We start from the raw sequence: 12,198 nt of genomic DNA, 5'->3' as shown, positions 1-12,198 counted from the left end.
GGCGGGGCGGTCTCGGTTCTGGGGCTGATCGCCGCCGCGGGGGTGATGGCCGCCGCCGCCGCCGCGCTGGGGGCCGAGTTCCTGATGGACCGGCCGCAGCCCAGCATGTTGGTGTTCCTCGCGCTGGGGGACGCGGTGGCCGTGATGGCGGGGGTCGTCCTCGTCTCGCTGGTGGCGATGGCGCGCGCGCCGGGCTGGAGCCGGTGGCGCCGGCTGCACCACGCGGCCTTCGCCGTGGCGCTGGCGGCGCTGGCCGCATCCCTGCTCAACTGGGACCTCGCCTTCGGCGGGGCGTTCTGAGCGGACCTCCGCGCCGCGCCGGGCGGGATCATCACGGCGCTGGCCCCCCCGGTCGGCCCGGCCCCGGACGCCCGTCACCTCGCGGATCGGATGCCCGCGACCCTGAACTGCCACGCCAGCCGCCACAGGCTCAGGCCCCCCTTGGCCATCAGCGCGGGGGCCATCACCGCGACCGGAGTGATCCGGACGCAGGCGCCCGCCCCCCGGCAGGTCGCGGCATGGGCCCCGGCGAGGGCGGCCGCGCGGTCGGGGGCCTCGGGCGGCACCCTGTCACCGGGGCGCGGCCGTTGTGCTGTTCGTCGGCGCGATCGGCCTCGGGCGGCACCATCACGCGCGCATCCGGGAGCAGCCGATGAAACGAGGCGCGTTTTCGGCCCCACGCCGAAAAACCGGACCGAACAACCGGACAGGGACCCGAAACCGGGCTATTGCGGTCGCAGGTGTCCTGCCGCCGGGACATGCATCGCGGGTGGCGGGCGGAACGCGGGATGGGGGGCGCATGGAGCAGTATCTGGACAATCCCTGGCGTGGGCGGGGCTTGGGGGATGCCGATATCTTCCCGCTGGCCGATGCGGGCGATGTCGCCCGGCTGTTGCAGCGCTGCCCGGCCCATGCGCCCACACCCCTGCGCGACGCGGCGGCGCTTGCGGCGCGTCTCGGGATCGCCCGGCTCTGGCTGAAGGATGAGCGGGCGCGCATGGGGCTGGGCAGCTTCAAGGCGCTTGGCGCCGCCCATGCCATTGCGCGTGCGGCCGCCGCGACCGGCGCCCCGGACCTGCGCCACGCGCTGCGGGGGCGGGTCCATGTCACGGCCAGTGCGGGCAATCACGGCCTCTCGGTGGCGGCCGGCGCGCGGCTGTTCGGGGCGCGGGCGCTGGTGTATCTCTCGCACGCGGTGCCCGAGGCCTTTGCCGACCGGCTGCGCGCCAGGGGGGCCGAGGTGCGGCGCGCGGGCGCGGATTACGAGGCCAGCATGCACGCCGCCGCCGAAGCCGCCGAGGCCCATGGCTGGACGCTTCTGTCCGACAGCTCCTGGCCCGGCTACACCGACGCGGCCCTGCGGGTGATGGAAGGCTATCTGCAGCTCGCCGCCGAGGCCGCGGCGCAGATCGACCGGCCCCCCACCCATATCCTGCTGCAGGCCGGTGTCGGCGGGCTGGCGGCCGCCGTCGCCGCCCATGCGCGCCATGTCTGGGGCGACGCCCCGCGGATCATCGTGGTGGAGCCCGAGGCCGCCCCCGCCCTGATCGAGAGCATCCGCGCGGGGCAGGTGGTGGCGACGACGGGCCCGGCCTCGGGCATGGGACGGCTGGACTGCAAGACGGCGTCGATGATCGCGCTGAACGGTCTGGCGCGGGACGCCGATGTCTTCATCACCCTCTCCGAGGCAGACGGCCTGCGTGCAGCCGATCTTCTGGCCGCGCATGGCCTGCCGACCACCCCCTCCGGCGCGGCGGGCGTCGCGGCGCTGCTGGCGGGTCTGGAGCTGCCGTCCGAGGCCCGCGTGATGGCCATCCTCAGCGAGGGGCCGGAGGATGGCTGAGCGCGCGCCGCTCTTTGCCGCGCGGGAATACCGGGACCGCGTGGCCCGGTTGCAGGCGGGCATGGCCGCGCAGGGGCTGGGCGCGCTGTTGCTGACCACGCCCGCCGATGTGTTCTACACCACCGGCTTCCTGACCCGGTTCTGGGAGAGCCCGGCGCGGCCGTGGTTCGTCGTCGTGCCGCAGACAGGCGCGCCGGTGGCGGTGATCCCCGCCATCGGCGCGGCGCTGATGGGCCGCAGCTGGCTGCGCGACATCCGCACCTGGGACGCGCCGGACCCGCGCGACGACGGCGTCGGCCTCCTGGCTGAGACGCTGGCCGAAACGCTGGCCGAGACGGTCCCGCCCCGGGGCCGCATCGGCCTGCCGATGGGGCAGGAGACGCATCTGCGCATGCCGCTTGCGGACTACGAGGCGTTGCGCGCACGGCTTGCGCCGCGGCCCTTCACCGACGCCACCGCCTGTGTGCAGCGCGTGCGCGAGGTGAAGTCCGAGGCCGAGATCGCCCGCATCCGCGCCACCTGCGCCATCGCCGGGCGCGCCTTTGCCCGGGTGCCCGGCATCGCGGCCGCCGGGCGCCCCCTCTCGGAGGTCTTTCGCGACTTCCAGATCGCCCTTCTGGCCGAGGGCGCGGATTGGGTCAGCTATGTCGCCGGTGGCGCGGGGCCGGACGGCTATGGCGATGTCATCTCGCCCGCCGACCCTGACCCGCTGAGGCGCGGCGATGTGCTGATGCTGGACACCGGCGCCGTGAAGGACGGGTATTTCTGCGACTTCGACCGCAACTTCGCCATCGGCCCGGCCTCGGACACCGCCCGCCGCGCCCATGCCGCGCTGTGGCAGGCGACCGAAGAGACACTGACCGCCCTGCGCCCCGGGCTGCGGGCGCGTGACGTGCATGCGCTGCTCTGCACCGGCCTGCAACGGCACGGCGCCACCCCCTCCGGCGGCCGGCTGGGCCATGGTCTGGGCCTCACCCTGACCGAATGGCCGTCGTTCACGCCGCTCGACGACACCCCGCTGCGCGAGGGCATGGTCCTGACGCTGGAGCCCGGCTGCATCACGGCGCAGGGCCGGATCATGGTGCATGAGGAAAACTTCGTCCTGCGCGCGGACGGGGCGGAGCTTCTCTCGCCCCGCGCGGCCGCCGAGCTGCCGGAGATCCCCGCATGACCGGCTTCCCCTACGAATTGCAGGAGGACCCGGCGCCGCGCCTCGGTCTGGTCGTGCTGCAGGTCGACGAGACCATCGAGCAGGAGTTCCGCCGCCTCTTTCCCCCCGACAGCGCCCGGCTGCAGGTCACCCGCATCCCCTCGGGCGCCGCGCTGACGCCCGACACCATCGCCCGGATGGCCGCCGTCCTGCCGGCCGCGGCGGGTCTGCTGCCCGGGCCGCTGGATGCCGTGGGCTACGGCTGCACCTCCGGCACGACCCTGATCGGGGCCGGGCGGGTGCGCGATCTGGTGGCGGGGGCGGTGCAGACCCGCGCCGTGACCGACCCGCTGACGGCGGCGCTGGCGCAGTGCCACGCGCTCGGCCTCGGGCGGATCGGCATCGTCTCGCCCTACATCCCGGCCGTGGCCGCGCCCATCCGCGCGGCCTTCGAGGGCGCGGGCATCAAAGTCCCCGCCACCCTCTCCTTCGGTGAGGAGGTCGAGGCGCGGGTCGCCCGCATCGCGCCCGCCTCGATCGCCGAGGCCGCGCGCACGCTGGCCCGCCGCGGCCCCCTCGACGGGCTGTTCCTGTCCTGCACCAACCTGCGCACGCTCGACATTCTGGCGCCGCTGTCGACGGAGCTGGGCATGCCGGTGCTCAGCTCCAACCGGTGCCTCGCCTGGCATATGGCGGCGCTCGCGGGCCTGGAGCCGGTGGGGCGGCCCGCGGGTCGATGACCGTCCGGACCGGCGGCCTTACAGCAGGAAAAGAAGAACGCCGAGCGCGGCCATCCCCGCCCAGACGCCCCGGTGATGCTCGTAGATCCGCCGCGCGTTGAAGGCGTGAAAGGGCGGGAACGCCATCACCGTGTCGAACAGCAAAAGCGGCTTGCCGACAAGCAGCACGGCCGCCGCGACCGCGCCCCCCATGGTGCCCGCAAAGGCCCCCCCGGCCCAGATCGCAAGCCCCACAAGCACCGCCACCGCCCCGCTGCCGGCCAGCGCCGCCGTCGCCAGGGCCGGGCCGGCATCACGGGCGCGCCAGTCCTCGGCGGCGGGATAGACGCTGCCGGGCAGCGGAAAGAGGTTGCCGAACAGCACGGCCACGGCGGCGGTGATCGTAAGCCCCGAGTCCCAGGCGCGGCAGGTGACGGCAAGCCCCCGGAGCCGCGCCGCCGTCCGCATCGCCCCCTCCCGGATCCCGAGGACGAGGGCGACGGCAAGCAGCGCAAGGCCCGCCTGCGCGGCCGAGGGCAGCGCGGGCATGCCGCCCGCCACGAGCCCACCGCCCATGGCCAGTGCCAGAACCGCAAAGGCGCCGTTGAGCCCCCAGGCAAGCGCCCGCTCGCGCCCCTCGACGGTCGGCGTTGGGCTGGCCCCGCGCAGCCAGATGAAATGGCCCGGATCCATGCCGTGGCCGATGGACAGCCGCATCCGGGCCGCCCCCGCCAGCCCGAAGGCTGCGATCTGGTCGCGCAGCCCGATCCGACGGAAGCCGAGCTTGCGAAAGGCGCCCTCGGAGGCCGCGTTGTGGCCCTCGATCTCGGTGACGATCGCGTCGCAGCCGAGCGCCTCGAGCCGCGCGATGCCCCGTCGGGCCAGCGCCGGTGCGAGGCCGCGCCCCTGATGGGCGGGGTCGGTCATCGCCCAGGCGACGAACCCGATCCGCCGCCCGCCCGGCAGCACGATCACCCGCACGAGGACGGCGGCGGCAAGCCCGTCCTCCGCGTCGAGAACGAAGCCCTCGCTGCCTGCGCGCACGAACACGGCCTGGCTGCGCGGAAAGGCCCGCGCCGCAAGCCGCGCGATGCCGGCTTCATCCTCCGGCCGCAGGGGCCGGGGCAGGGGCGCGGATTGCTCCGGCACGGGGCCACCGTTGCGGGGGCGGCCATCGGACGCCGTCGGGGTCATCATCCCCGCAGGCTACCGCAGCGACGGGCGGCACACAACGCGCAGCACCCGCGCCCGCCAGCGCGGGACGCCTGCGGCCGGCCGCTGCATCCCCGGCGCCCTTGCGCGTCCCGGTCCCAGGGCACGCCGGTCTGCGGATTGCGCGCCGAACAGGTGCGGCAGCGCGGCAGGTGTCCCGCCTGCCAAGGCTGGTGCGGCGCGCATGATGTCCGCGGCCCCCGGACCGACCCTTCGTGATCGCCCCCCGCACCCGTCGATGACGGCGATCGCCCGACCGGCAGTCCGGATGCGCAACTCCGCAGGCGGCAGAAAGGTCGCCCCGATGCGCTGCGTCCCGGTGATCCCCTGCGATCCCCGGTGGACCCCGGGCGCGTCGGGCCATGGACCGCACCGACCGCACGCGACCCTTTCGCTGGCCCGTTTGCCGCAGTACCGTCTGGTCCGGCAAGGAAATATCGAGGGGCCCTGCGCAGCTTGCAAACACCGTCCGGACTCCTCGACCGATGCGTTTCGGTGGACCTCGAGGTCAGCCCCGGGGCGGCGCGGGTGTTCGCGATGGCCGCCGTCAGGGGCGGCACGGGCGCGGCGCTGGTGCTGGGCGCGGGCGACACCGCCCGGGACATGGCGCGGCTGGAAGCGTTTTGTGCCGGTGCGGATCACCTGATCGGGCACAACATCCTGCGCCACGACCTGCCGCATCTGCTGGCGCACCGGCCGGGGCTGGCGCGGCTGGCGGATACGGCCATCGACACGCTGTGGCTCAACCCGCTGGCGTTTCCGCGCAACCCCTACCACCATTTGGTCAAGCACCACCACGACGGCCGCCTGCAGGCGGGCCATGTGAACGACCCGGAGCTTGACGCGCGGCTGGTGTTGCAGGTGCTGGAGACCCAGATCGACGCGTTCCGGCAGCTCGGGCGGGACAGCCCGGACGCGCTGGCGGCCTACCATTACCTCACGACCCGCGCCGAGGCGGCCGGTGGCTTCGATGCCGTCTTCGCCGGGCTGCGCGATGCGCGCGCCCCGTCGGCGGCCGAGGCCGAGGCGGCGATCCGGCGCCTGATGGCCGGCCGGGCCTGCGCACACCGGCTGGAGCAGACGCTGGGCCGGCTGGGCAGTCCGCAGCTGGGCTGGCCGATGGCCTATGCGCTGTCCTGGATATCGGTGGCGGGGGGCGCGTCGGTCATGCCGCCCTGGGTGCGGGCGCAGTTCCGCGAGGCCGCGCTGATCGTGCGCCACCTGCGCAACACGCCCTGCGGCGATGCCGCCTGCGCGTGGTGCACTGACGCGACCGATCCCGCCCGCGCGCTGGACCGCTGGTTCGGCTTTCCCGCCTTCCGCCCCGAACCCGTGGACGCCGACGGCCGGCCGTTGCAGGAACGCATCGTGGCCGAGGCGCTGGCGGGGCGCAGCGTGCTGGGCATCCTGCCCACCGGCACCGGCAAATCGGTCTGCTACCAGATCCCGGCGCTGTCGGCCTTCGACCGGATCGGGGCGCTGACGGTGGTGATCTCGCCACTGGTGGCGCTGATGGCGGACCAGGTGCAGGGGCTGGCGCGGGCGGGGATCTCCTCGGCCGTCACGGTCAACGGCATGCTGTCGCTGCCCGAACGCCACGACGCGCTGGAGAAGGTGCGGATGGGCGACGCGGCGATCCTCTTGATCGCGCCGGAGCAGCTGCGCTCGGTCTCGGTCCGCGCGGTGCTGGCAAGCCGCGAGGTCGGGCTCTGGGTGCTGGACGAGGCGCATTGCATCTCGAAATGGGGCCATGATTTCCGACCCGATTATCGCTACGTCAGCCGCTTCATCCGCGAGTTTTCGGGCGACGCGCCGCCCGCGCCGGTGCTGTGCCTGACCGCCACGGCCAAGCCCGAGGTCGTGCGCGACATCCGCGAGCATTTCCACAGCCGTCTCGGGGTGGATCTGATGCTGCTCGACGGCGGGGCGACGCGCACGAACCTCAGCTTCGCCGTGTTGCGGACCGAGGCGCGCACCAAGCTCGCCGACATCCTCGCCAGCATCGAGGCCAACCTGCCGGCCGAGGGCGCCTCGGGCGCGGTGATCTATTGCGCGACGCGCAGCGCCGCCGAACGGGTGGCCGACTTCCTCAAGGCGCAGGGCCTCGCCGCCGACCGCTTCCACGCGGGCCTGCCCCCCGATGAAAAGCGCGAGATCCAGGAGCGCTTCCGCGTCGGCGATCTGCGCGTGATCGCGGCCACCAACGCCTTTGGCATGGGGATCGACAAGCCCGACATCCGGCTGGTGGTGCATGGCGACATCCCCGGCTCGCTGGAAAACTACCTGCAGGAGGCCGGGCGGGCGGGCCGCGACCGCGACCCGGCGGCCTGCGTGCTTCTGTTCAACACCGACGATGTGGAGCGGCAGTTCAGCCTGTCGGCCCGCTCGCGCCTTGCGCGGCACGAGATCGGCGCGATCCTCAAGGCGCTGCGCCGGCTCGACGGGCGCACCCGGAAAAGCGGCGAGGTGGTCGCCACCCCGGGCGAGATCGTGCGCGAGGAAAAGGACCAGGAGTTCGAGCGCGATAGCGCCACCGACGACACCCGCGTCAAGACCGCCGTGAGCTGGCTGGAGGAATCGCGCCTGCTCACGCGCGAGGAAAACCGCGTGCATGTCTTCCCCTCCTCGCTGCGCATCCGCACGGTGGCCGAGGCCGCGGCGATCCTCGGCCGCGCGCAGATCACCGGGGCGCGGCGGCGCCAGCTCCTCGACATCGTGCGGCATGTGATGACCGCCGAGCCCGACCGCGGCATCTCCACCGACGAGCTGACCGGCGCCTGCGGGCTGTCGGGCACCGCCCTGCGCAAGGCGATGAGCGATCTGGAAACCCTTGGCATCGCCAGCGACGACACCGCCGTCACCGTCTTTGTCAATGTGGGGGTGGAGGACAGCGCGCCGCGCCGGCTGGAGCAGGCCGCGCGGCTGGAGCGCGACCTGGTGGCGCTGCTGCGCGAGGCCGCGCCGGATGCCGATGGCACCGACGCCCTGCCGCTGCATCTGGCGGAAACCTGTCAGGCGTTGCGCGAACAGGGCCATGCCGCCGTCCGCCCCGACATCGTCGAGGGCCTCCTGCGCAGCATGGCGCAGGACGGGCGTGACCAGGAGGGCGGGCGCGGGAACCTGCATCTGCGCAAGGCGACCCGGACCCTGCTGTGGGTGCGGCTGCAACGATCGTGGGACGTGATCGCCCAGACCGCGGCGCTGCGGCGGCAGGGGGCGGAGGTGCTGCTGGCGCATCTCGCGGGTCGGCTGCCCAGGGGCAAACAGGGCAAGGACATTCAGGTCGAGACGACGCTGGGCGCCATGCTGGCCGCGCTGAACGGCGACGCGCTGCTGCGCGCCGAGGTGCGCGACATGACCCGGCTGATGGACCGCGCGCTGTTGTGGCTGCATGAGCAGAAGGTGGCGACGCTGGGCCGGGGGCTGACGGTGTTCCGCCCGGCGATGACGGTCCTGCTGAACCCCCAGGGCGGCGGCTTCACCGTCCAGCACTTCGCCCCTCTGGAGGACCACTATACCGAGACGACCCTCCAGACCCATGTGATGGCGGCCTATGCCCAGACGGGGCTTGAGCAGATGCCCGAGGCGCTGCGGCTGTCGGACGACTATTTCGTGCTGGACCGCGATGCCTTCCTGCGCCGCTGGCTGCCCGGCCGGGGCACGGAGCTGCGCCGCCAGACCACCAGCGCCTCGTGGAAGGCCATCGTCGAGGGCCTGGGCAACCCGGTGCAGGAGCAGATCGTCAGGGACGACCGGGAGCAGACCAACGTGCTCGTCCTCGCCGGGCCGGGGTCGGGCAAGACCCGCGTGCTGGTCCATCGCATCGCCTGGCTGGTGCGCGTGCGGCGGGAGGACCCGCGCGGGATCCTCGTGCTGACCTACAACCGTCACGCGGCGGCCCAGATCCGCGAGCGCCTGCGCCGGCTGATCGGGCGGGATGGGGCCGGGGTCACCGTCTCGACCTGCCATGCGCTGGCGATGCGGCTGGTGGGGGCGAGCTTTGCCGGCCTGCAGGAGGGCGCGCGCGACTTCGACGGGATAATGCGCGAGGCGGTGCGCCTGCTGCGCGGCGACGGGCTGGCCCGTGCGGAGGCCGAGGCGCTGCGTGACACGCTGATCCAGGGCTATCGCTGGATCCTGGTGGATGAATACCAGGACATCGGGCCCGAGGAATACGACCTGATCGCCGCCGTCGCGGGGCGGTCGCTGGAGGATCCTGATCTGCGCCTCAGCCTCTTTGCCGTGGGCGACGACGACCAGAACATCTATGCCTTCGCCGGTGCCTCGATCGATTTCATCCGCCGTTTCGAGGCCGATTATGCCGCCCGGCCGGTGTTCCTGACCGAAAACTACCGCTCCACCGCGCACATCATCGCCGCCGCCAACGCGGTGATCGCGCCCGCCGCCGGGCGCCTGAAGGTCGACCACGCCATCACCGTGGACCGCGCACGCCACGCGGCCCCGCCGGGCGGCGCCATGGCGCTGCACGACCCCGTGGCCCAGGGGCGCGTGTCGGTCCTGTCCTGCCCGCCGGGCGATGGGCCCCAGGCGGTGGCGGCGGTGGACGAGCTGGTGCGCCTCAGCCGCCTCGATCCGGACTGGCAATGGCGCCGCGCGGCCATCATCGCGCGCGAATGGCGCCGGCTGGAGCCCGTCCGGGCCCATGCCGAGGCGCTCGGCCTACCGGTGGAGATCGCCAACGAGGCCCTGCCCGGCCTGTGGCGCCTGCGCGAGATGCAGGCCTTCGTCGGCGGCCTGCTGGCGGACCGCACGCGGCTTCTGTCGATTTCCGACCTGACCGGTATCCTGAACGGGCTGCCGCAATCACGCTGGACCGATCTGATCGGCGAAGGCATCGGCACGCTGGCGCGCGAGCTGTCCGAAAAATCCGCCCCCGTGCCCGAGCTGGTGGAGTGGTTCGGCGAATGGGCGCGCGAGGCCCGCGCCGAACAGCGCGGGCTTCTCCTGCTCACCGCCCACCGGGCCAAGGGGCTCGAGTTCGACCATGTCGCGATCCTCGACGGGGGCTGGGACCGGACATCGCGCGGCGAGGACGCCGACGCGCCCCGCCGCCTGTTCTACGTCGCCATGACCCGGGCGCGCGCCAGCCTGACGTTGCTGGCATCGCGCACGCACCCCTTTGTCGAGGCGACGGCGCCCGCGCTGCTCGGGCGTCGGGTGGCGCCGGATGCCGCACAGCTCTCCGGCGGTCCACGCCGCTTCATCGCCCCCGATCCGAAGCTCGTGGACCTGTCCCATGCGGGCCGGCTGCCCCACGGCCACCCCTCGCTCGCGGCCATCGCGGCGGCGCGCGTGGGCGATCCGGTCGCCCTGCGGCAGGTCCGCGACAGATGGCTGATCGTCAACCGCGCAGATGAGGTTCTGGGCCGCATGTCGCGGGCCTTCCAGCCGCCGTCGGGCCTCAGCCTTGTCAAGGCCGAGATCGCCGCGATCCTGGCCTGGCGCTCCGAGGACGGGGACGAGGCCTACCGCGCGCAGCACCGGCGCCCGACCTGGGAGGTCGTCCTGCCCGAGCTGGTCTTCGGCCCCCGGGGCCCGGGCGAGGACGCGCACAGGCGGCCCGGAGCCTAGCCGGGATCACGGTCCCCGTTGGCCGCCGAGGTCGGGCGCGCAGGCCTGCGCGCGATCCCGCCGTTTCGGGCGCGGGAGGTGCCCGGGTCGCCTGGGATGGCTGGGCGGGAGCCACCTTCCCTGGTCCACCCCTGGCATCGGCCCGAAGCGGGGCGGATCGGAATCGCGGCCCGGACCTCCACGAGGGCGCGGATCCGGCCGGCCAACGCCGCCGCGGGTCAGGCCCCGAGGCGTGGTGTCATTTCAGCGCCGTCGAGGTCGATGGTCGCGGGGGCGTTTGGCGACGTCACACACGCACCCCACGGAAAAGGGTAGGGCGCCCCGGGTTTTATCCTGTCGCAAGACGAGACCGGATGACCCGTCCCATCCGTCGTTCTGGCGCAGATAATGCGCCCGACCGCCGTGCGTGCCGATGCCGCGGCCCATCGCGTGGTTCAGGCTGACGACGCCCTCCAAAACGGCTGCGGAGGCGCGCGGTCAGCGCCAACCGGTCTCGGTAATATCGAGTTGGGAGGGGTGATGTCTGTTATCGGTCGTCTTGAAGGCGGCAGGTGTTGCATCCCGGATGGGCTCGACGGGAGGCTCAGGGACGGCCCCCGGCCGCCCCGACCGGCCCGGATTGCCACAGCGCACCGGTCACCGCGGCGAAGCTGTCCCCTGCCGTCCGGCAGGCGCACACCGCGCGCCCGGGATTGAGCCGGGCGCGCGGTCGGCTATGGTCGGTGCGGGCGCCAGCCCGGAGGCCAGCGCGGAGGGGGGCGGATGACCGGCAATCTGAGGGGGGCTTTGTTCGCGCTGGCGGCCTTTGCGGTGTTTGCCAGCCATGACGCGGTCATCAAGGCGCTGGGGGGGACGCTCTCGCCGGTGCAGATCCTGTTCTTCTCCACGCTGTTCGGGTTTCCGCTGGTGGGGATGATGCTGATGCGCGACCGCACCGACGGCACGCTGGTGCCGCGCCATCCGTGGTGGGTGGCGCTGCGCACGCTGTCGGCGGTGGTGGGGGCGCTGGCGGCGTTCCATGCCTTCACCACGCTGCCGCTGGCGCAGGTCTATGCGATCCTGTTCGCCGCGCCGCTGCTGATCACGGTGCTGGCGATCCCGATCCTGGGCGAGCGGGTGCGCCTGCGGCGCGGTCTTGCGGTGCTGGTGGGTCTGGCGGGGGTGATGATCGTGCTGCGCCCCGGCAGCGCCGATCTGGAGGTGGGGCATCTGGCGGCGCTGGCGGCGGCGGTGTTCTCGGCGCTGTCGGCGATCATCATGCGCAAGATCGGCGCCGAGGAGCGCAGCGTGGTGCTGATCATCTATCCGCTGATGGCGAATTTCCTGTTGATGGGGGCGCTGCTGCCGCTGGTCTATGTGCCGATGCAGATGGCCGAGCTGGGCGCCGCGGCGGTGATCGCGGGGCTGGGGTTCGTCGGCATGCTGCTGGTGATCGGCGCCTATCGCGCCGGCGAGGCGGTGGCGATCGCGCCGATGCAGTATTCCCAGATCCTGTGGGCGACGCTGTGGGGGCTGGTGTTCTTTGACGAGGTGCCGGACGCGGCCACCCTGCTGGGCGCGGGCGTGGTGATCGCCAGCGGCGTCTATATCGTGATGCGCGAGGGGCGGGCGGGCGCGTCGCGCACCCGCCCGGTGCTGGCGGCGCGCAGCCGCGCGGGCACCCCCACCGCGCCCGCGCTGCC

At 73.3% G+C, this 12,198-nt stretch carries 7 protein-coding genes; 6 read left to right on the top strand and 1 reads right to left on the bottom strand.

The genetic code is table 11. The features are described 5' to 3' along the window. The 4 genes from CCR87_RS01940 to CCR87_RS01925 form a co-directional block, all read left to right on the top strand. The coding region (locus CCR87_RS01940; protein WP_201155643.1) for a hypothetical protein at nt 1-300 on the top strand (300 nt) is incomplete at its 5' end. 499 nt (nt 301-799) lie between these two features. Then, nucleotides 800-1,843 carry a pyridoxal-phosphate dependent enzyme gene (locus CCR87_RS01935; RefSeq protein ID WP_201155642.1) on the top strand — a complete coding sequence of 348 codons (1,044 nt, stop codon included), beginning with the start codon at nt 800-802 and terminating at the stop codon, nt 1,841-1,843. Beyond that, the gene (locus CCR87_RS01930; RefSeq protein WP_201155641.1) at nt 1,836-3,014 is read left to right on the top strand and encodes a M24 family metallopeptidase; all 1,179 of its coding nucleotides are present in this window, start codon (nt 1,836-1,838) and stop codon (nt 3,012-3,014) included. The genes CCR87_RS01935 and CCR87_RS01930 overlap by 8 nt, the downstream gene beginning before the upstream one ends. After that, the gene (locus tag CCR87_RS01925) at nt 3,011-3,733 is read left to right on the top strand and encodes a maleate cis-trans isomerase family protein (protein ID WP_201155640.1); all 723 of its coding nucleotides are present in this window, start codon (nt 3,011-3,013) and stop codon (nt 3,731-3,733) included. Before CCR87_RS01930 ends, CCR87_RS01925 begins: the two co-directional genes overlap by 4 nt. An 18-nt stretch (nt 3,734-3,751) precedes the next feature. Here CCR87_RS01925 and CCR87_RS01920 read toward each other — a convergent pair whose 3' ends face one another. Continuing rightward, on the bottom strand, nt 3,752-4,906 hold the full coding sequence (locus CCR87_RS01920) for a GNAT family N-acetyltransferase (protein ID WP_207186517.1): 1,155 nt from the start codon (nt 4,904-4,906) through the stop codon (nt 3,752-3,754). 555 nt (nt 4,907-5,461) lie between these two features. Here CCR87_RS01920 and CCR87_RS01915 point away from each other — a divergent pair. Together CCR87_RS01915 and CCR87_RS01910 are read left to right on the top strand one after the other, a co-directional pair. Next, nucleotides 5,462-10,516 (top strand): RecQ family ATP-dependent DNA helicase, encoded by a 5,055-nt coding sequence (locus tag CCR87_RS01915; protein ID WP_201155644.1) that lies wholly within the window; start codon nt 5,462-5,464, stop codon nt 10,514-10,516. Between the two features lie 762 nt (nt 10,517-11,278). Further along, a partial coding sequence (locus CCR87_RS01910; protein WP_201155638.1) for a DMT family transporter occupies nt 11,279-12,198 on the top strand: 920 nt, incomplete at its 3' end.

It is taken from the genome of Rhodobaculum claviforme (assembly GCF_016653255.1).
GTDB classification, from domain to species: Bacteria; Pseudomonadota; Alphaproteobacteria; order Rhodobacterales; family Rhodobacteraceae; genus Rhodobaculum; species Rhodobaculum claviforme.
The sequence above is the reverse complement of the archived record's forward strand: the minus strand, read 5'-3'. Positions and strand labels throughout refer to the sequence as shown.